We start from the raw sequence: 19401 nt of genomic DNA, 5'->3' as shown, positions 1-19401 counted from the left end.
GTTTGACTCGAAAGAACAAAGCCGTTATAGTTTTGGGCTTTTCATCGGTACGGCGCTTGGGCGCCCTAGCCGGTGAGTCGGAAAGGGATAACTAGTATCCTAGTACCGCGGAATTAACGAAGGCGGCGCAACAAAGGTGACGCAAACAAAGCACGTTTGACGTCGTGCTGCAAATCCGGGCAAGCCACGCCTGCCTTTTGGCACCGGGCGGTGCATACTGACTCGTAGCAGTACCGGACTGTAGCAGCGGGCGCGTAGCCAAGTGCAGACTCAAGCGCTAACCGAAGCGCCGACCGCACCCGAACGAAACACGTACGAACAACGCACGGCACATAGCAGGAGCGCACATGACTCAGAATCCTGGCAAACCTGCGAGCCCCGCCAATCCGCGCGCGCTCGATCTTTACGATTTTGCCAAGAGCGGCAGGCAGGCAGCGGGCGCGGTCCGCGTTTCACAACTGCCGCGCATGTTAGCCGAAGTGCCGGCAGATGCGCCAGACCGCGACACGGTGTTCACCTGGCAGGCCGAGGGATCGACCCAGCCGGAATTGCAGGACAACGGCACGGAAGCGCCGCAGCCTTATTTGCGCCTCGCGGTGCACGGCTCGGTTTATCTGATGTGCCAGCGCTGTCTTTTGCCGTATTCGCAGCATCTCGATGTCGATGCGACTGATCGGATCGTGGCGACGGAAGAAGAAGCGGACGAGTATCCGCTCGACGACGATGAAGTCGATGTGATCGTAGGCTCGCATCAGTTCGATCTGATCGACTTGATCGAAGAAGAGTTGTTGTTGGCCTTGCCGCTCGTGCCGAAGCACAACGTCTGCCCGAAGGTGCATGAAAGTTTGCTCCAGGGCGAAGACGGTGACGAAGCAGGCGAAGCGGACGGCGAACCGGGCGCTTCCGGAAAATCGGACAAGCCCAATCCGTTTGCCGTTCTGCAGAAGCTCAAGGACGACAAGAAGCATTGAACGGACTCAAAGCTCGAGCCTTGGCAATGTTGGCAATGAGCCAGGGCAAAGCTCTAGCAGCATCGGCAGCACGCAACAAACTGGTGGCGCGAAGCGCTCACGATCAACCCGATGGCCTGCAGGTCGAGGGCTGTCGGCGGTTCGGGCTGTGTTAGAATTCGCAAAATTTTTCTGGAGTAATCATGGCAGTTCAGCAAAACAAGAAGTCGCCGTCGAAGCGCGGCATGCACCGTTCCCACGACTTCCTCAACGCAGCGCCGCTGGCAGTTGAGCCGAGCACGGGTGAAGTGCATCTGCGTCACCACGTGAGCCCGAATGGCTACTATCGTGGCAAGAAAGTCGTCAAGACGAAGAACGACTAAGCGTTTCGCGCTTGGCCTGATGCGTCACCGCACAGCGGACGCTCGCGCCTGCTACGCTTTTGACACTTTCCCGGTACGACAAGAAGGCGGCATTTCACTGCCGCTTTTTTGTGCCTGAAATTCGTCGCTTCCCATGACCGTAAAGATAACCATTGACTGCATGGGAGGCGATCACGGTCCGGCCGTGACCGTTCCCGCTGCCGTCAATTTCGTGCGCGCGCATCCCGACGCGCATCTGATGCTCGTCGGCATCGAGCAGTCCATTCGCGCGCAATTGAAAAAATTGAAGGCGCTGGACGAACCACGCCTGACCGTCGTTCCCGCGACCGAAGTCGTCGCCATGGACGACCCCGTCGAAGTCGCGCTGCGCAAGAAGAAAGATTCGTCGATGCGCGTCGCGCTCAACCTCGTCAAAGAGGGCGAGGCGCAAACCTGCATCTCCGCCGGCAACACCGGCGCGCTCATGGCGGTCTCCCGCTATGTGCTGAAAACGCTCGCCGGTATCGAGCGGCCGGCCATCGCGTTCGCCATGCCGAGCCAGAAGGGCTACACCACCGTGCTCGATCTCGGCGCCAATGTCGACTGCGAACCCGAGCATCTGCTGCAGTTCGCGGAAATGGGCCATGCGCTCGTTTCGGCGATCGAAGGGCGCGAGCGGCCGACCATCGGCTTGCTCAATATCGGCGAAGAAGTCATCAAGGGCAACGAAACGATCAAGCGCGCGGGCGAACTGCTGCGTGCGAGCACGCTCAACTTCTACGGCAACGTGGAAGGCAACGACATCTATAAAGGCACGACCGATGTTGTGGTCTGCGACGGCTTCGTCGGCAATGTCGCGTTGAAGACTTCTGAAGGTCTCGCGAAAATGCTCGCCGACATCATCAAGGAAGAGTTCAGCCGCAACCTGCCGAGCAAGCTGATGGCGCTCGTGGCGCTGCCCGTTCTCAAGCGTTTCAAGAAGCGCGTCGATCCCGCGCAATATAACGGCGCCGCCTTGCTGGGATTGCGCGGCCTCGTGATCAAGAGCCACGGATCGGCCGAAGCCTTCGGGTTTGAGTGGGCCATCAAACGCGGGTATGATGCCGTCAAAAATGGTGTGCTCGAACGTCTCGTGCGCGCAATGGAGGAGAATGCGCCTGCCGCGCGCGAAGGCGCCGCGAGCACTTCCGCCACCGATGCCGCAAGCGGCGTCGCGACGGAACTGAACCCGCAGCCGAACTCGCGTCCGAATCCGCCGGACGCCTCGGGGACTGCGCTACACTCGAAGGCATAATGGCTCAATCCAATCTTTACGCTCGAGTGCTCGGCACAGGCAGCTATCTGCCGGCCGAGCGCGTTACGAATCAGGCATTGGCGGACCGTCTCGCTAAAGAAGGCGTCGAGACGAGCGACGAATGGATCGTCGCGCGAACCGGCATTCACGCACGGCACTTTGCGGCTCCCGATCAAACCACGAGCGATCTCGCGCTGGTCGCATCGCAACGAGCCATCGAGGCGGCGGGCATCGACCCGCAATCCATCGATCTCATTATCGTGGCAACCTCCACGCCGGACTTCGTGTTTCCGAGCACGGCGTGTCTCTTGCAGAACAAGCTCGGCATCAAGAACAACGGCGCGGCGTTCGACGTGCAGGCCGTCTGTTCCGGTTTCGCTTATGGCGTCGCGACGGCGGACAGTTTCATTCGCAGCGGTCTGAATCGCACGGCGCTCGTCGTCGGCGCGGAAACGTTCTCGCGCATTCTCGACTTCAAGGACCGTACGACCTGCGTGCTGTTTGGCGACGGCGCGGGAGCGGTCGTGCTGCAGGCGTCCGAGGAAGCGGGCGTGCTGTCGAGCGCGCTGCATGCGGACGGCAGCTATTCCGACATTCTCTGCACGCCGGGCAACGTGAACGGCGGTGTGATTTCCGGCAGCGCGTTCCTGCACATGGATGGCCAGGCGGTGTTCAAGCTCGCCGTCAACGTGCTCGAAAAAGTGGCTATCGAAGCGCTGGAGAAAGCGAAGCTCACGCCGAACGACATCGACTGGCTGATCCCCCATCAAGCCAATATCCGCATCATGCAGAGCACTTGCCGCAAGCTGCATCTGCCGCAGGAGCGCATGGTCGTGACGGTGGGCGAGCATGGCAATACGTCGGCGGCATCGATTCCGCTCGCGCTCGATGTCGCCGTGCGCGACGGGCGTATCAAGCGTGGCCAAAACGTGCTGATCGAAGGCGTGGGCGGCGGCTTCACGTGGGGCGCGTCGGTCTTCCGCTATTGATCGCTCAAGCCACTCGCTTTCTTCCTCAATCTTCTCGATCCCCATCAATCTGAATTCGATCCGCTGAAAAGGCCGCCGCGTCCGCACCATGCGCGCGCGGCGCAAGCACAGCCGGCGTCGGCCATTTGCCGGCCGGCGCAGAGAGGCGGATCGTTCCAATCCAACGAGGACGATATGAAATTTGCGTTCGTTTTCCCCGGCCAGGGTTCGCAGTCGATCGGCATGCTCAACGCATTCGCCGATCACGCCGTCGTGCGCGACACCGTGCAGCAGGCATCCGATGCGCTCGGCCAGGATCTAGGCAAGCTGATCGCCGAAGGTCCGGCCGAAGAGCTGAATCTCACGACCAACACACAGCCCGTCATGCTGACGGCGGCTTATGCCATTTACCGCGTGTGGGAAGCGGAAATCGGTCTGAAGCCGGCGATCGTTGCAGGCCATAGCCTCGGCGAATACACCGCGCTCGTCGCGGCCGGCGCGCTGGCTTTCGCGGATGCCGTGCCGCTCGTGCGATTCCGCGCGCAAGCAATGCAGAGCGCGGTTCCGGTGGGCGTCGGCGGCATGGCCGCGATCCTGGGTCTCGACGACGACACCGTGCGCGCCGTCTGCGCCGAAGCGTCGTCGGCGGGCGTGGTCGAAGCCGTCAACTTCAACGCGCCGGCGCAAGTCGTGATCGCGGGCTCCAAGGCGGCCGTCGAAAAGGCATGCGAAGTCGCGAAGGCGAAGGGCGCGAAGCGCGCGCTGCCGCTGCCGGTTTCCGCGCCGTTTCATTCGTCGCTGCTCAAGCCCGCTTCGGACCAGTTGCGCGATTACCTCGCGAAGGTCGACATCGAGGCGCCGCGGATTCCGCTGATCAATAACATCGACGTGGCAAACGTCTCCGATCCCGCCGCTATCAAGGACGCGCTCGTGCGTCAGGCAGCAGGCCCGGTGCGCTGGGTCGAATGCGTGCAGGCGATTGCGCGCGAAGGCGTCACGCACGTGATTGAATGCGGTCCGGGCAAGGTGCTCGCGGGTCTCACGAAGCGGATCGACGGCAACCTCGTCGGCGGATCGATTTTCGATCTGGCATCGCTCGAAGAAACGCGCAAACTGATCGCTGCATAGTCGGAGTGGAACAATGAATCTGGACAATCAGGTAGCTATCGTCACGGGCGCGTCGCGCGGCATTGGCCGGGCAATCGCGCTGGAACTCGCGCGGCAGGGCGCGACGGTCATCGGCACGGCGACAAGCGAAAGCGGCGCGGCCGGCATCGGCGAAGCGTTGCAGCAAGCGGGCGGCAAGGGTCGCGGCGCGGTGCTCGACGTCAACGACGCAGCCGCCGCGGACTCGTTCATCGAGTCCACGGTCAAGGAGTTCGGTGGCCTGAACATTCTCGTGAACAACGCGGGCATCACCAAAGATCAGCTCGCCATGCGCATGAAAGACGACGAATTCGACGCCGTCATCGACACCAATCTGCGCGCCGTGTTTCGTCTATCACGCGCCGTCCTGCGCCCCATGATGAAGGCGCGGGGCGGGCGCATCATCAACATCACGTCGGTGGTCGGCTCGTCGGGCAATCCCGGCCAGGCCAACTATGCGGCGGCGAAGGCGGGCGTGGCGGGCATGACGCGGGCGCTCGCACGCGAGATCGGCAGCCGCGGCATTACGGTGAACTGCATCGCGCCGGGTTTCATCGATACTGACATGACCAAGGTTTTGCCCGAAGAGCAGCGCACCGCGCTTACCGCGCAGATACCACTTGGCCGACTGGGCAGCCCGGAAGATATCGCGCATGCTGTGTCGTTCCTGGCGTCGCCGTTCGCTGGATACATCACCGGCACGACCTTGCACGTGAACGGCGGCATGTACATGTAAAGCTGTAAAGGCGAGGAAAGGGCGCAATAGGCATTTCGCCGTTTTTCGCTTAATATCCGCGCCGAGACGGGCGCGCAAAATGCTCAAGGCATGGCGCGCACCGCCGGACTCGGTGGCAGAAAAAATCGCTGTGAAGCCCGGCAAGCCCTCTTGTAGGAGCGCGTCGGGCAGCGCAGCATGGAACTGACGCGCCGTATTTTGCGGGTCCAAACCTGATAAAATGCGCGCACTCGTATTTTTGAACTTTTTATCCCTCGGAGGGCTGCATGGACAACATCGAACAGCGCGTGAAGAAGATCGTCGCCGAACAACTTGGCGTGGCCGAAGCTGAAATCAAGAACGAAGCTTCGTTCGTCAACGATCTCGGCGCTGACTCGCTCGATACCGTCGAACTGGTGATGGCACTGGAAGACGAGTTCGGCATGGAAATTCCCGATGAAGAGGCAGAAAAGATCACCACGGTTCAGCAAGCAATCGACTACGCTCGCGCCAACGTCAAGGCCTAAGGCCGGACGCGCCAGCGACTCATCGCTCATCGAGCCAGATGTTTTGTCGCTGCTCAGACCGATTTAACAGCCACAGGGCACACAGGGCGGTTTCCTGTGGCCGCTGTGGCTTTTGTTTTTCGTCATTCTATGGATAAGGGGTTATCGTGAGCCGTCGTCGAGTTGTTGTTACAGGCCTTGGGCTCGTTTCGCCTGTCGGCAATACCGTTGCCGACGGCTGGGCGAATCTGGTCGCGGGCAAGTCGGGCATCGCCAACATCACCAAGTTCGATGCCACGAACTTCTCCACGCGTTTCGCGGGCGAAGTGAAGGGCTTCAACATCGAAGACTACATGCCCGCCAAAGAAGCGCGCCACATGGATACCTTCATCCATTACGGCTTTGCGGCCGGCGTGCAGGCCATGCAGGACAGCGGCCTCGAAATCACCGAGGAAAACGCGGAGCGCGTGGGCGTGGTGGTGGGTTCGGGCATCGGCGGCTTGCCGATGATCGAAGTCACCCAAACCGAGCTGCTCAATCGCGGTCCGCGCCGTATTTCGCCGTTCTTCGTGCCGGCGTCGATCATCAACATGATCTCCGGTCATCTGTCCATCCGCTTCGGTCTCAAGGGTCCGAATCTGGCCATCGTCACGGCTTGCACGACCGGTTTGCACTGCATCGGCGAAGCATCGCGTTTGATCGAATACGGCGACGCGGACGTGATGATCGCGGGCGGCGCGGAAGCCACGGTTTCTCCGCTCGGTATCGGCGGCTTTGCGGCGGCGCGCGCTCTCTCGCAGCGTAACGACGACCCCGCCACGGCCAGCCGTCCGTGGGACACCGACCGCGACGGCTTCGTGCTTGGCGAAGGCGCGGGCGTGATGGTGCTCGAAGAGTACGAGCACGCGAAGGCGCGCGGCGCGAAGATCTATGCGGAAGTGCTCGGCTACGGCATGAGCGGCGACGCCTATCACATGACCGCGCCGCCCGAAGACGGCGACGGCGGCCGCCGCGCCATGGTCAACGCGTTGAAGAACGCGAAGGTCAATGTCGACGAAGTGAACTACGTGAACGCGCACGGCACGTCCACGCCGCTCGGCGATATCGCGGAAACCACGGGCATCAAGCGCGCGCTCGGCGATCACGCGAAGAGCGTCGTCGTCAATTCCACCAAGTCGATGACCGGCCACTTGCTGGGCGGCGCGGGCGGACTGGAGTCGGTCTTTACCGTGCTCGCGATCCATAACCAGATTTCGCCGCCGACCATCAACATCTTCAACCAGGACCCGCAGTGCGACCTGGACTACTGCGCGAACACCGCGCGGGAATTGAAGATCGACGTCGCGGTGAAGAATTCGTTCGGCTTCGGCGGAACGAATGGTTCGCTCGTCTTCAAGCGTCACTGAGCACGCACGCTCGTCGGGACGGGAACGGAATGACGAGCGTGTATGTCGATCGGCCGCAACGAAATGCCGGCACGCCGCCGCGCATCGCGCTGCGGCCGTCGCGTTTTCTGCAGGCCGCGCTGCTCGGGTTCATCGTCGTCGCCGGTTTCGCGGTGTTCCAGTGCGTACACGGGCACGCCGGCGCGTTCGATGCCTTCGCCGCCTCTGCAACATGCGTCGCTACGCTCGGTTTGGCTGCGCGGCGCTGGGCGTGTCGGCAACCGGCGGCCATCGGTCTGCATGCGGAGGGCTTGACCGTCTGGGACCGTGCCGGGAACGCGCGCTATTGGCGCATCATCGGCTGCGCACAGTGGAGCGGGCGCTTGCTCGCGCTCGACGTGTCGACGGAAAAAAAACGCCGCGAAGCACTGCTCATCGCCGCCGATTCCCTCGACGCCGATACTTTCCGCCAGCTTTCAGTCAGCGCCCGCCGCGCGGCTAGCTCTTTCCTGTAAAGACTGTAACGGTCGATGAGCATCCGGGATAACGCGAAGGCCGGGAGGCTACAATAGCCGTCCGCGCAACTCCCCAAAGTGAAACGGATTTTCCAGGTGAGCGAAAAAGAAATCGACCAATTGCTGGTCGAGCGTGTCCAAAAAGGTGACAAGGCCGCGTTCGAACTGCTGGTCGCCAAATACCACCGCAAGATCATTCGACTGATCTCGCGCCTCGTGCGCGACCCCGCCGAGGTCGAGGACGTCGCCCAGGACGCCTTTATCAAGGCTTATCGCGCGCTGCCGCAGTTTCGCGGCGAATCGGCCTTCTACACCTGGCTCTACCGGATTGCGGTCAACACGGCAAAGAATTACCTTGCCACTCAAGGACGCCGCGCTCCAACTTCTACCGAAGCCGATGCAGAAGAAGCGGAAACTTTCTCCGATGCAGACCAACTAAGGGATATCAACACGCCCGAGTCGATGTTGATGAGCAAGCAGATTGCCCAGACGGTCAATGCTGCGATGGCGCTGCTGCCCGAGGAGTTACGCACCGCCATCACGCTCCGGGAAATCGAGGGTTTAAGTTACGAAGAAATCGCCGAAATGATGGCATGCCCAATCGGCACCGTCAGATCAAGAATTTTCCGTGCTCGCGAAGCCATTGCGGCAAAATTGCGTCCGTTGTTGGACACTCCTGAAGGCAAGCGCTGGTAGGCAGCGCGTCGCCCCGGGGCAGGGACGCAATATCTGGGTTAGGTGGTGTCACTACGGGGTGGTGTCAGAGATGGGGAGCATCATGGGGTCGGTTCCGGTGCAATCGAATAACAGTTCGCGCGGTGAGCGCGTCTCCGCGTTCGTGGACGGCGAGTCGCTCGACGAACTCGGAAATATCAGCCAGTTTCTTGCTGAACTGAATAACCGTGACCGCGCGTCATGGTCGGACTATCACCTGATCGGCGACGCACTGCGTTCCGACGATCTGGCAGAAAGCCCGGCGAAGAGCAGCGCGTTCATGACAGCATTTGCAGCGCGTTTCGAGGCTGAGGCGCATGTGCTGGCGCCAGCTGCGGTGGCACAGACACAGAAGGCGCGTGGCGGCATGTTGCGCCGTCGTGTCGTGCCGGCTTTCGCCGTTGCCGCGGCGGCTGCCACGCTCACGTGGATCGTCGTGCCGCAGTTGCAGGGCGTCGACAGCCGTCTGGGCGCGCCAGTGGCAAGCACGCAGGGCGACTCGGTTCAGCGCGTCGCCATGGCGTCCGTGCCGGCGGTCAGCACGCGCGCGCCGGTGGTGGAGGCGAACATCATCCGCGACGCGAGCCTCGATCAATACCTCGAAGCGCATCAGCAGTTCTCCCAGCAGCCGGCCATGCCCGGCTCCATGCCTTTGATTCGCGCGGCGGTGACGACGCAGGGCCAATAACCTGATGGCGAGTGTGCGGTTGAATAAAACTAGATATTGGGGGCGGCTGCCGGCGTTGATGCTTTGCGCAGCCGCGTTGTTCGCGGCGGCATCGAGCAGTTTCGCTCAGGGGGACAACCCCGCCGCCCAGCGCAAGACAGCCGCCACTCTGCTTAACCGCATTCACGAAGCGGCCCAGCAGCAGAATTACGAGGGTACTTTCGTTTATCAGCGCGGTGCGACGGTGCAGTCGTCGCGCATCACGCATGTCGCCACGCGCGGCGACGGCGAATACGAATCGCTCGAAAGTCTCGACGGCGCCCCGCGCCGCATGCTTCGTCACGACGACGACATGTACACGTTCGTCCCGGAGCGCCATCTGCTCGTGGTCGAACATCGGCAGAGCAAGGATTCTTTTCCCGCTTTGTTATCGACGAGCGGCGATCAGGTTCTGTCCGTCTACGAACCGAAGCTCTTGGGCACCGACCGCGTGGCGGGGCTCGAAAGCCAAGTGCTCGAACTCGATCCAAAAGATTCTTACCGGTTCGCGTACAAGCTTTGGGCAGATGCCAAGACTGGCTTGCTATTGCGCGCCCAGACGCTCGATCCGGACGGCCAGGTGTTGGAACAGCTTTCGTTCTCTCAGGTGCGTATAGGCGGGGCGATCGACAAGGCGTCGATTGCAAGCGGCATGCGCAGCACGGCGGGCTGGACCACGGTGCGGCCTCCCGTGCAGCCGGTGGATATCGAAGCGCAAGGCTGGCAACTCACGCCGAATATCGCGGGCTTTCGCAAGATTCGCGAGTTGCGCCGTCCGATGGCGTCGAGCCAGCAAGGCCAGCCGGCCATCCCGGTCGATCAGGCCGTGTTCTCCGACGGCCTCGCCGCCATCTCGGTTTTTATCGAACCGGTGGAGAAAAGCGCGCGCAAGGAAGGCGCCGGTAATAGCGGCGCGACTCATGTACTCGTCAAGCGCCGCGGCGATTTCTGGATTACCTTGCTGGGTGAGGTGCCGCAATCCACGTTGCAGCAATTTGCTTCTGCCATAGAATACAAGCCTTCCAAGTAATCCCTCGGCCTTAGACATATGAGCAACTACTCGCTGCGCAAGTTCTTCGCGGCCGCGGCGCTCGCCGTGTGCCTGCCGTTCCTCTCGCAGACAGCAGCGGCAGTGCCAACGGTGAATCTGCCCGACTTCACCACGCTGGTCGACAAGGTGGGGCCTTCGGTCGTCAATATCCGCACGACGTCGCGTGTCGGGTCGAGCAGCGACCTGCGTGGTTTGCCGCCTGGCCTCGATGAAGGCGACATGTCCGAATTCTTCCGGCGCTTTTTCGGTATTCCGATGCCCGGTCAGCCCGGCTCGCCGCGCGGAAACGGCGGTGGCGGCGGTGGCGGTGGCCAGGGTGGCGGCGGCGGACAAGGCGGTGGCGGCAGCGGCGGCGATCAGGGCAAGGGCGGCAGCCGCACGCCCGACGACAGCCAGGACAACTCGGAACAAAGCAGTGGCGTAGGCTCGGGCTTCATCCTGTCCACGGACGGCTATGTGATGACCAATGCCCACGTCGTGGACGACGCGGACACCATCTACGTCACGCTCACCGACAAGCGCGAGTTCAAGGCGCGTCTCGTGGGCGTGGACGAGCGCACGGATGTGGCCGTCGTGAAGATCAGCGCGGCGAATCTGCCGGCGATCACCATCGGCGACTCGAACAAGGTGCGCGTGGGCGAATGGGTACTCGCCATCGGCTCGCCGTTCGGCCTCGACAACACGGTGACGGCGGGCATCGTCAGCGCGAAGGGTCGCGACACCGGCGACTATCTGCCGTTCATCCAGACCGATGTGGCGGTCAATCCGGGCAACTCGGGCGGTCCGCTCATCAACATGGCGGGCGAGGTGATCGGCATCAATTCGCAGATCTACAGCCGCACCGGCGGCTTCATGGGCATCTCGTTCGCCATTCCGATCGACGAAGCCATCCGCGTCGCGGACCAGTTGAAGACGACGGGCAAGGTCACGCGCGGACGTATCGCGGTGGCGATCGGCGAAGTGACGAAGGACGTCGCCGACTCGCTCGGTCTGCCGAAGGCGCAGGGTGCGCTCGTGTCGAGCGTGGAATCGGGCGGTCCCGCGGACAAGGCGGGCGTGCAGCCGGGCGACATCATTCTCAAGTTCAATGGCGTGAACGTGGAGACGGCCACCGATCTGCCGCGCATGGTCGGCGACACGAAGCCGGGCGCCAAGGCCACCATCACGGTCTGGCGCAAGGGCCAGTCGCGCGATCTGCCTATTACGATTGCCGAGATGCAGCCGGACAAGGTTGCGAAGACCGAGCAGAAGAAGCCGACGCAGCCGAAGGAACGCGCCAGCAATTCCCTGGGACTCGCGGTCAGCGACCTCACGGCTGATCAGAAGAAGTCGCTCAAGCTGACGAACGGTGTACAGGTCGATGCAGTGGAAGGTCCGGCCGCGCGCGCGGGCTTTCAGAAGGGCGACATCATCCTGCGCGTCGGCGATACCGACATCACGAGTTCCAAGCAGTTCGAGGCCGTGGCGCAGAACCTCGACGCCAGCAAGATGATCGCGGTGCTCGTGCGGCGCGGCGACAACACACAGTTCGTGCCGTTGCGCCCGCGCGTGCCGGCGCAAAAGTAATCGACATGAGCCAGTCACCGGGCGCGCCATTTATCCTGTATGGTCGCGCCTGGTGTCATCTCTGCGAGGACATGCGCGCCGAGCTCGAACCCATCGCAGAGCAGTTTGGCCGAGCAATTCTTTGGATCGATATCGACGAGGATCCGGCGCTCGAAGCGCGTTACGACGAGCGCGTGCCGGTGCTGATGCTGGCAGGCGTCGAACTATGCCAGTATCGGCTCGACGCAAACGCGGTCAGGGCGGCGCTCGATCAGGGCTAAAGGCGAAAAGCGCCGGCCCATCCCTATTTCGGCTAAAATGCTGAAGTTTTCCCCAAATTTTCAAGGCGTGCTCCGCGTTATTCGAGGGCGCGCCTTTTTCGCTTGATCGGCACTGAATGAATCATATTCGTAACTTTTCGATCATTGCGCACATCGATCACGGCAAGTCCACGCTCGCTGACCGCATCATCCAGTTGTGCGGCGGTCTGTCCGACCGGGAGATGGAAGCGCAGGTGCTCGATTCAATGGACCTGGAACGCGAGCGTGGCATCACCATCAAGGCGCAGACGGCCGCGCTGACCTACAAGGCGCGCGACGGTAAGGTCTACAACCTCAATCTGATCGATACCCCCGGACACGTCGACTTCTCCTATGAAGTCAGCCGCTCGCTTTCCGCATGCGAAGGCGCGCTCCTCGTCGTCGATGCCAGCCAGGGCGTCGAGGCGCAGACAGTCGCAAACTGCTACACCGCCATCGAGCTCGGCGTCGAAGTCGTGCCGGTGCTGAACAAGATCGACTTGCCGGCCGCCAACCCCGAGAACGCAATCACCGAGATCGAAGACGTGATCGGTATCGACGCGACGGACGCCGTGCATTGCAGCGCGAAGACCGGTCTGGGCGTGGAAGACGTGCTCGAATCGCTCATTCTCAAAGTGCCGCCGCCGAAGGGCGACACGGAAGCGCCGTTGCAGGCGCTCATCATCGACTCGTGGTTCGACAATTACGTCGGCGTGGTCATGCTGGTGCGTATCGTCAACGGCACGCTGCGTCCGCGAGACAAGATCAAGATGATGGCGACCGGCGCGCAGTATCCGGTCGAGCATCTCGGCGTGTTCGCGCCGAAGTCGACCAACCTCTCGCAGTTGTCGGCGGGGCAGGTGGGCTTCGTCATCGCGGGCATCAAGGAACTGACGGCGGCAAAAGTGGGCGATACCGTCACGCTCACCAACCGTCCCGCCGCCGAGCCGCTGCCGGGCTTCAAGGAAGTGAAGCCGCAGGTGTTCGCGGGTCTCTATCCGGTCGAAGCGAACCAGTACGACGCGCTGCGCGAATCGCTCGAAAAGTTGAAGCTGAACGACGCGTCGCTGCAGTACGAGCCGGAAGTCTCGCAAGCGCTGGGCTTCGGTTTTCGTTGCGGCTTTCTCGGCCTTCTGCACATGGAAATCGTGCAGGAGCGGCTCGAGCGCGAATTCGACATGGACCTCATCACCACCGCGCCCACGGTGATCTATCAGGTCCTGCAACGCGACGGCACCACCATCTCGGTCGAGAATCCGGCCAAGATGCCTGAGCCGCCGAAGATCGAGGAAGTGCGTGAGCCTATCGTCACCGTGAACCTCTATATGCCGCAGGAATATGTCGGCTCGGTCATCACGCTCTGTACGAACAAGCGCGGCCAGCAAACCAACATGCAGTATCACGGCCGGCAGGTGCAGCTCACCTATGAAATTCCCATGGCCGAAATCGTGCTCGACTTTTTCGACCGGCTGAAGTCCACTTCGCGCGGCTATGCGTCAATGGATTACGAGTTCAAGGAATATCGCGCGGCGGATGTCGTGAAGGTCGACATGCTCATCAACGGCGACAAGGTCGATGCGCTCTCGGTCATCGTGCATCGTTCGCAAAGCCAGCATCGCGGGCGCGAAGTGGCGTCGAAGATGCGCGAACTCATCCCGCGCCAGATGTACGACGTGGCAATTCAAGCGACCATCGGCTCGAACATCATCGCGCGCGAGAACATCAAGGCCTTGCGCAAGAACGTGCTCGCCAAGTGTTACGGCGGCGACATTTCACGTAAGAAGAAGCTGCTCGAAAAGCAGAAGGCGGGCAAGAAGCGCATGAAGCAGGTCGGCTCGGTCGAAATCCCGCAGGAGGCTTTCCTCGCGATCCTGCGTGTGGACGACTAAGTCCCGCCTGGTGCGCCTGAACGCCAATAACAAGAACTGAAGATAACAACCGGAAGCGATTGAATGAATTTCGCACTGATTCTCCTGATTCTCGTCGTGTTGACGGGCATTGCATGGGTGCTGGACAAGCTGGTGTTCCAGCCGCAGCGCCGCCGTTCGGCGGATGCCGCGGTCGCCGAGTTCGACCGTCAACAGGAACGCGTGGGCGAGCGTTTCGCCGATGAAAATGCCGCGCAGACGCGCGCCCGTCTGCATGACGACAAGCTGCGTCAGCCGTGGTGGCTCGAATACACGGCGAGCTTTTTCCCCGTGATCCTCGCGGTGTTCGTGGTGCGCTCGTTCGTCGTCGAGCCGTTCAAGATTCCGTCGGGCTCCATGGTGCCAACCTTGCTCGTCGGCGACTTCATCCTCGTGAACAAGTACGAATACGGCCTGCGTCTGCCGATCAGCAATACCAAGCTGACCAGCGGCAAGCCGCTGTCGCGCGGCGATGTGGTCGTGTTCCGCTATCCGAAGGACGAGTCGGTCGACTACATCAAGCGCGTGATCGGCCTGCCGGGCGACACCATCGCGTATGAAGACAAGAAGCTCACGATCAACGGCAAACCGGTGCCCGAAACGCCGCTGCCCGATTACTTCGACGAAGAGCGGGTTGGTTACGCGAAGCAGTTCGTCGAAGACCTCGACGGCCGCAAGAACGCCATCCTGAACAATCCGCAAGTGCCGCCGTTCGTCATGGGCGCAGACGACTACCCGTTTCGCGACAACTGCAACTACAACGCGCAAGGCGTGACGTGCAAGGTGCCGCCGGGCCATTACTTCATGATGGGCGACAACCGCGACAACAGTGCCGACAGCCGCTACTGGGGCTTCGTGCCGGACGCGAATATCGTCGGTCGCGCGTTTTTCATCTGGATGAACTTCAGCAATCTGAAGCGTATCGGTTCGTTCGATTGATCGGGCGCGAGTTCGCGCGTAACGCGCCCCGACAATGCTTCGAAACGGCGTGAAGAAGCGCGGCTAACACCGTCTCGCCACGTGTTTTCCTGGCCCGCCGGGCGGAATCGACCGTCCGCGCGGGCGCGTTATACTCTGTCCATGCCCTCTTCTCCGTTGGAAAGCCGGTTGCGGTACGAATTTCGCAATGCGGAATTGCTGCGCCAGGCGATGACACACCGTAGTCACAGCGCCACGCACAATGAACGGCTCGAATTTCTCGGCGATTCCGTTCTAAATTGCGTGGTGGCCGCGCTTTTGTTCCAGCGATTCGGCAAGCTCGACGAAGGCGATCTTTCGCGCGTGCGAGCGAATCTCGTCAAACAGCAGTCGTTGTATGAAATCGCGCAGGCGCTGAACGTGTCCGAATGTCTTCGTCTCGGCGAAGGCGAATTGCGCAGCGGCGGTTTTCGCCGGCCGTCGATTCTCGCGGATACGCTCGAAGCCATCTTCGGGGCGATCTTCCTCGACGGCGGTTTCGACGCCGCGTACACCGTCATCAAGCGGCTTTATACGGCGGTGCTGGATCACATCGATCCGCGCACCATCGGCAAAGACGCAAAAACGCTGCTGCAGGAATATCTTCAGGGCCACAAGATCGCGCTGCCGACTTACACCGTCGTCGCCACGCACGGCGCGGCCCACAATCAGCAATTCGAAGTGGAATGCTCGGTGCCGAAACTGGACGTGAAAGTGTCCGGTTCGGGCGCGAGCCGTCGTGCGGCGGAGCAAGCCGCGGCGAAAAAAGCGCTCGACGACGTCATGGCCGCCGCTCCGACGCTCGCCGTCAAGCCCAAACGCAAGGGCGCGCGGGCCGCGAAGCTGGCGGAAGCCGAAGTCGTTCCGGGCGTGACAGGCGTGCAGGCTGCGCTCGATCTGCGCTCGCCGGACCGGCGCGAGCGGGATCGCGACCGAGTACATCACGGCTCGCATGCACACGCTGAAGACAAGCCGTCCACCGCGCCACTCGCCGTGATCCGCGCAACGCATGTCGAGCCATCGGCGGCGTCGTTCGCGGCGTCGGACAAGCCGGAGCGCGTGGTGATCCATCGGCCGGAACGTTCGAGCAAGAGCGAAGCGCCGCCGGTTGCCGAGGGCAGTCATGCGGTCACGAGCGAGGCAGATTCGCCCGCGGACAAAAGCAGCAACGAAAGCCGTAGCAGCGCGAGCCCGGAAGCGCCCGCGCCCCGCGTCGTGCGCGCCGCCGACGCCGGTCACTAAAGCGCATCACCAGGCGCCACGCGCATCTGCGCATAACGAACACATTCTATGAACGCTCCCACATCTTCCGGTTTCCGCTGCGGCATGGTCGCGATCGTCGGCCGCCCCAACGTCGGCAAATCCACGCTGATGAACGCGCTCGTCGGCCAGAAGGTGAGCATCACCTCGCGCAAGGCGCAGACGACGCGGCACCGAATCACCGGCATTCACACGCTCGACGACGCGCAGTATATTTTCGTCGATACCCCTGGCTTCCAGACGCGCCATAGCGGCGCGCTCAACCGCTCGCTGAATCGCGCGGTGACGTCCACGCTTTCCTCGGTCGATGCCATTCTCTTCGTGATCGAGGCAGGCCGCTTCGGCCCGGACGACCAGCGCGTGCTCGACCTGATCCCGACCGGCACGCCCACCATTCTGATTGCGAACAAGCTCGACCGCGTGGGCGACAAGGCCTCGTTGTTCCCGTTCATGCAGCAGATGTCCGCGCTGCGCGACTTCCGCGAGATCGTGCCGTTGTCGGCGAAGAATACCGACGACATCACGCGACTCATGGCGGTCATCAAGCCGTATCTGCCTGAAGGCGAGCCTATCTACGGCGAAGACGATCTGACGGATCGCAGCGAGCGCTTTCTTGCGGCCGAAATCCTGCGCGAGAAAGTGTTCCGCTGGACCGGCGACGAGTTGCCCTACACGAGCACGGTGCTGATCGACAAGTTCGAGACGGAAGGGCGCCTGCGCCGTATCTTCGCGACCATTCTCGTCGATCGCGACGGCCACAAGGCAATGATCATCGGCCAGAAGGGCGCGAAGCTCAAAACGATCAGCACCGAGGCGCGGCTCGACATGGAAAAGCTCTTCGACGGTCCCGTGTATCTGGAAACCTTCGTCAAGGTCAAGAGCGGCTGGGCCGACAACGAAGCGGGCCTGCGCGCTTACGGCTACGAATGACCTTTTGCGAATGATCCATGGACGACGGCACGAACGACGCCCGGATATCCGCGCCCGCCGATGATCCCGCCAGGGACGAGTTCGATGCGAGCGAGCGTACTGCGCGCGCGAGCCAATCCGAAGCAAGCAGCCGTCCGGCAAGCGAGGATGATTTCGACGCAACCGAACGCCCGACGCGCGCCGCGCCCAAACGCAAACGCGCGCCCGCTTCTTCTTCGTCTAACTCCCCGCAAGACAAGCCGTCGCCGCGTCCGCGTTCCGACTTTCGCGTCAGTGAGCAGCCGGGCTTCGTGCTGCATAGCTATCCGTATCGCGAGACCAGTCTCATCATCGATGTCTTCTCGCGCGATCATGGCCGTATCGCGCTGGTCGCGAAGGGCGCAAAGCGTCCGCATTCCGCGCTGCGCGGTGTGCTGCAAACCTTCCAGCCGCTTGGTCTTTCATGGACGGGCAAGGGCGAAGTCCGCACGCTGACCACGGCGGAATGGGTCGGCGGCATGCTGCCCCTGACCGGCGACGCGCTTCTCTGCGGCTTCTACGTCAACGAGTTGCTGGTCAAATTTTGCGCGCGTGAAGACGCGCATCCGGCGCTTTTCAATCATTATGTGCTCACGCTTTCGCGCCTCGCGCACGACGAACCCGCCGTGCAGGTGCTGCGTTCCTTCGAGCGCGTCTTGCTCAAGGAAACCGGCTACGCCATGGCGCTCACGCGCACCGTGACGCGTCAGAGCGTCGTGCCCGAAGGCCGCTATATGTTCGATCCCGAGCGTGGCGTACGCGAAGCCTCCGACGACTTGCCCGCGCAATGGCCGGTCATCTTCGGTCAGACACTCATCGACATGGAGCGCGACGATTACACCAGCGCGCAAACCGCCGCGCAAAGCAAGACGCTGATGCGCTTTTTGCTCAACGTCTATCTGGGCGGCACGCCGCTCGCCACTCGTCAGATCCTGTTAGACCTGCAAAATCTATGAGCTTCTTTCTCACATCGCCTGCCAGCGTGATCGATCTCGGCGTGAACATCGATCACGTGGCCACGCTGCGCCAGGCGCGCGGCACGACCTATCCCGATCCTATCCGCGCCGCGCTCGCCGCCGAAGAAGCGGGCGCGGACGGCATTACGCTGCATCTGCGCGAAGATCGCCGTCATATCGTCGATGCCGACGTGCGCACGCTTCGACCGCTGCTCGGCACGCGCATGAATCTCGAATGCGCCGTGACGCGCGAGATGCTCGACATCGCGTGCGAGATCAAGCCGCAAGACGTCTGCCTCGTGCCAGAAAAGCGCTCGGAACTGACGACCGAAGGCGGTCTCGATGTCGCCGGCCAGTTCGAAGCCGTGAAGGCCGCGTGCAGGCAGTTGGCCGATGCGGGCATCCGCGTATCGCTATTCATCGATCCTGACGAGACGCAGATTCGCGCGGCCAAGGAAGCGCTCGCGCCAGTCATCGAACTGCACACGGGCAGCTATGCCGAAGCGCACGATGAAGCCGCACAGCGCCGCGAATTCGAGCGCGTCGCGACGAGCGTCGATTTCGGCAACTCGCTCGGGCTCAAGGTGAACGCGGGCCACGGTCTGCATTACACCAACGTCCAGCCAATCGCCGCGCTCGATGGCATCGTCGAATTGAACATTGGCCACGCGATCGTCGCGCACGCGATCTTCGCGGGCTGGGACAACGCGGTGCGCGAGATGAAAGCGATCATGGTCGCATCGCGCCTCGCCGCGCAGACGAAGCGCTGAGCACATCATGGCGATCTACGGAATCGGCACGGACATCGTGCAGGTGAGCCGCGTGGCGGCGGTGATGGAGCGCACCAAGGGGCGCTTTGCCGAAAAAGTGCTCGGGCCGGACGAGTTGCGCATCTATCATGCGCGGCGCGCGCGGTCCGAAGTGCGCGGCCTCGCGTTTCTCGCGACGCGCTTTTCCGCCAAGGAAGCATTCTCGAAGGCGATCGGCCTCGGCATGCGCTGGCCGATGACCTGGCGCGCGCTTCAGACGCTCAACGAGGCGAGCGGCAAGCCGGTCGTCAAGGCATCGGGCGAACTGGCCACATGGCTTGCCGAGCGCAATATCACGGCGCAGGTGACGGTCAGCGACGAGCGCGATTACGCGGTGTCGTTCGTCATCGCCGAAACGCCGGATGCGTGATAGCGCGGGGACATGCGCGCTTCAGGGCAGGGCATCAC

21 protein-coding genes are annotated in these 19401 nt (G+C 62.2%); all 21 read left to right on the top strand.

What is annotated here, in order from left to right; genetic code table 11:
* Positions 1-347 precede the first annotated feature (347 nt).
* The 21 genes from NCT04_RS10370 to acpS all read left to right on the top strand — a co-directional run bounded on the left by NCT04_RS10370 (position 348) and on the right by acpS (position 19363).
* Positions 348-971: a YceD family protein gene (locus tag NCT04_RS10370; RefSeq protein ID WP_244825822.1), complete on the top strand. Its 624-nt coding sequence runs from the start codon at positions 348-350 to the stop codon at positions 969-971.
* Positions 972-1153: 182 nt separating this feature from the next.
* On the top strand, positions 1154-1333 hold the full coding sequence (gene rpmF / locus NCT04_RS10365; RefSeq protein ID WP_007741736.1) for a 50S ribosomal protein L32: 180 nt from the start codon (positions 1154-1156) through the stop codon (positions 1331-1333).
* Positions 1334-1466: 133 nt separating this feature from the next.
* Entirely contained in the window at positions 1467-2606 is a 1140-nt protein-coding gene (plsX, locus tag NCT04_RS10360; protein WP_244825820.1) for a phosphate acyltransferase PlsX, read from the top strand.
* Positions 2606-3595, top strand: coding sequence for a beta-ketoacyl-ACP synthase III (locus NCT04_RS10355; RefSeq protein ID WP_244825818.1), 990 nt, complete (start codon positions 2606-2608; stop codon positions 3593-3595). The genes plsX and NCT04_RS10355 overlap by 1 nt, the downstream gene beginning before the upstream one ends.
* Positions 3596-3769: 174 nt before the next feature.
* Positions 3770-4702: an ACP S-malonyltransferase gene (gene fabD, locus NCT04_RS10350; RefSeq protein WP_250465268.1), complete on the top strand. Its 933-nt coding sequence runs from the start codon at positions 3770-3772 to the stop codon at positions 4700-4702.
* A gap of 13 nt (positions 4703-4715) precedes the next feature.
* Positions 4716-5456, top strand: a complete 741-nt coding sequence (fabG, locus tag NCT04_RS10345; RefSeq protein ID WP_244825814.1) for a 3-oxoacyl-ACP reductase FabG — start codon at positions 4716-4718, stop codon at positions 5454-5456.
* 266 nt (positions 5457-5722) lie between these two features.
* Entirely contained in the window at positions 5723-5962 is a 240-nt protein-coding gene (acpP, locus tag NCT04_RS10340; protein WP_004197638.1) for an acyl carrier protein, read from the top strand.
* Between the two features lie 146 nt (positions 5963-6108).
* A complete protein-coding gene (gene fabF, locus NCT04_RS10335; RefSeq protein WP_250465267.1) occupies positions 6109-7347 on the top strand; it encodes a beta-ketoacyl-ACP synthase II in 1239 nt (412 codons plus the stop codon).
* Positions 7348-7376: 29 nt separating this feature from the next.
* Positions 7377-7841: a protein YgfX gene (locus NCT04_RS10330; protein ID WP_250465266.1), complete on the top strand. Its 465-nt coding sequence runs from the start codon at positions 7377-7379 to the stop codon at positions 7839-7841.
* Positions 7842-7937: 96 nt separating this feature from the next.
* A complete protein-coding gene (gene rpoE, locus NCT04_RS10325) occupies positions 7938-8537 on the top strand; it encodes an RNA polymerase sigma factor RpoE (protein ID WP_244825810.1) in 600 nt (199 codons plus the stop codon).
* 82 nt (positions 8538-8619) lie between these two features.
* Positions 8620-9243 carry a sigma-E factor negative regulatory protein gene (locus NCT04_RS10320; protein WP_250465265.1) on the top strand — a complete coding sequence of 208 codons (624 nt, stop codon included), beginning with the start codon at positions 8620-8622 and terminating at the stop codon, positions 9241-9243.
* 4 nt (positions 9244-9247) lie between these two features.
* Positions 9248-10291: a MucB/RseB C-terminal domain-containing protein gene (locus tag NCT04_RS10315; RefSeq protein WP_250465264.1), complete on the top strand. Its 1044-nt coding sequence runs from the start codon at positions 9248-9250 to the stop codon at positions 10289-10291.
* A gap of 18 nt (positions 10292-10309) precedes the next feature.
* Positions 10310-11878: a DegQ family serine endoprotease gene (locus tag NCT04_RS10310; RefSeq protein WP_250465263.1), complete on the top strand. Its 1569-nt coding sequence runs from the start codon at positions 10310-10312 to the stop codon at positions 11876-11878.
* 5 nt (positions 11879-11883) lie between these two features.
* Positions 11884-12138, top strand: coding sequence for a glutaredoxin family protein (locus NCT04_RS10305; protein WP_250465262.1), 255 nt, complete (start codon positions 11884-11886; stop codon positions 12136-12138).
* Between the two features lie 116 nt (positions 12139-12254).
* Positions 12255-14045, top strand: coding sequence for a translation elongation factor 4 (gene lepA / locus NCT04_RS10300; RefSeq protein WP_244825804.1), 1791 nt, complete (start codon positions 12255-12257; stop codon positions 14043-14045).
* A 63-nt stretch (positions 14046-14108) separates the two neighbouring features.
* Complete coding sequence (gene lepB, locus NCT04_RS10295; protein WP_244825803.1) at positions 14109-15002, top strand: signal peptidase I; 894 nt, start codon at positions 14109-14111, stop codon at positions 15000-15002.
* A gap of 141 nt (positions 15003-15143) precedes the next feature.
* Positions 15144-16262, top strand: coding sequence for a ribonuclease III (gene rnc, locus NCT04_RS10290; protein ID WP_250465261.1), 1119 nt, complete (start codon positions 15144-15146; stop codon positions 16260-16262).
* Between the two features lie 48 nt (positions 16263-16310).
* Complete coding sequence (gene era, locus NCT04_RS10285) at positions 16311-17210, top strand: GTPase Era (protein WP_244825801.1); 900 nt, start codon at positions 16311-16313, stop codon at positions 17208-17210.
* Positions 17211-17227: 17 nt separating this feature from the next.
* Positions 17228-18184: a DNA repair protein RecO gene (gene recO / locus NCT04_RS10280; RefSeq protein WP_250465260.1), complete on the top strand. Its 957-nt coding sequence runs from the start codon at positions 17228-17230 to the stop codon at positions 18182-18184.
* Positions 18181-18954 (top strand): pyridoxine 5'-phosphate synthase, encoded by a 774-nt coding sequence (gene pdxJ / locus NCT04_RS10275; protein WP_250465259.1) that lies wholly within the window; start codon positions 18181-18183, stop codon positions 18952-18954. The genes recO and pdxJ overlap by 4 nt, the downstream gene beginning before the upstream one ends.
* A gap of 7 nt (positions 18955-18961) precedes the next feature.
* On the top strand, positions 18962-19363 hold the full coding sequence (gene acpS / locus NCT04_RS10270; RefSeq protein ID WP_250465258.1) for a holo-ACP synthase: 402 nt from the start codon (positions 18962-18964) through the stop codon (positions 19361-19363).
* The last annotated feature ends 38 nt before the right edge of the window (positions 19364-19401 follow it).

This window comes from Caballeronia sp. GAFFF2 (genome assembly GCF_023631485.1).
Classification (GTDB): domain Bacteria; phylum Pseudomonadota; class Gammaproteobacteria; order Burkholderiales; family Burkholderiaceae; genus Caballeronia.
This window is presented reverse-complemented; position numbering and strand designations above follow the sequence as displayed.

Coding starts and splice junctions, on each gene's coding strand:
- NCT04_RS10370 (WP_244825822.1), top strand. CDS start 348: ATGACTCAGAATCCTGGCAAACCTGCGAGCCCCGCCAATCCGCGCGCG.
- rpmF (WP_007741736.1), top strand. CDS start 1,154: ATGGCAGTTCAGCAAAACAAGAAGTCGCCGTCGAAGCGCGGCATGCAC.
- plsX (WP_244825820.1), top strand. CDS start 1,467: ATGACCGTAAAGATAACCATTGACTGCATGGGAGGCGATCACGGTCCG.
- NCT04_RS10355 (WP_244825818.1), top strand. CDS start 2,606: ATGGCTCAATCCAATCTTTACGCTCGAGTGCTCGGCACAGGCAGCTAT.
- fabD (WP_250465268.1), top strand. CDS start 3,770: ATGAAATTTGCGTTCGTTTTCCCCGGCCAGGGTTCGCAGTCGATCGGC.
- fabG (WP_244825814.1), top strand. CDS start 4,716: ATGAATCTGGACAATCAGGTAGCTATCGTCACGGGCGCGTCGCGCGGC.
- acpP (WP_004197638.1), top strand. CDS start 5,723: ATGGACAACATCGAACAGCGCGTGAAGAAGATCGTCGCCGAACAACTT.
- NCT04_RS10330 (WP_250465266.1), top strand. CDS start 7,377: ATGACGAGCGTGTATGTCGATCGGCCGCAACGAAATGCCGGCACGCCG.
- NCT04_RS10320 (WP_250465265.1), top strand. CDS start 8,620: ATGGGGTCGGTTCCGGTGCAATCGAATAACAGTTCGCGCGGTGAGCGC.
- NCT04_RS10315 (WP_250465264.1), top strand. CDS start 9,248: ATGGCGAGTGTGCGGTTGAATAAAACTAGATATTGGGGGCGGCTGCCG.
- NCT04_RS10310 (WP_250465263.1), top strand. CDS start 10,310: ATGAGCAACTACTCGCTGCGCAAGTTCTTCGCGGCCGCGGCGCTCGCC.
- NCT04_RS10305 (WP_250465262.1), top strand. CDS start 11,884: ATGAGCCAGTCACCGGGCGCGCCATTTATCCTGTATGGTCGCGCCTGG.
- lepA (WP_244825804.1), top strand. CDS start 12,255: ATGAATCATATTCGTAACTTTTCGATCATTGCGCACATCGATCACGGC.
- lepB (WP_244825803.1), top strand. CDS start 14,109: ATGAATTTCGCACTGATTCTCCTGATTCTCGTCGTGTTGACGGGCATT.
- rnc (WP_250465261.1), top strand. CDS start 15,144: ATGCCCTCTTCTCCGTTGGAAAGCCGGTTGCGGTACGAATTTCGCAAT.
- era (WP_244825801.1), top strand. CDS start 16,311: ATGAACGCTCCCACATCTTCCGGTTTCCGCTGCGGCATGGTCGCGATC.
- recO (WP_250465260.1), top strand. CDS start 17,228: ATGGACGACGGCACGAACGACGCCCGGATATCCGCGCCCGCCGATGAT.
- pdxJ (WP_250465259.1), top strand. CDS start 18,181: ATGAGCTTCTTTCTCACATCGCCTGCCAGCGTGATCGATCTCGGCGTG.
- acpS (WP_250465258.1), top strand. CDS start 18,962: ATGGCGATCTACGGAATCGGCACGGACATCGTGCAGGTGAGCCGCGTG.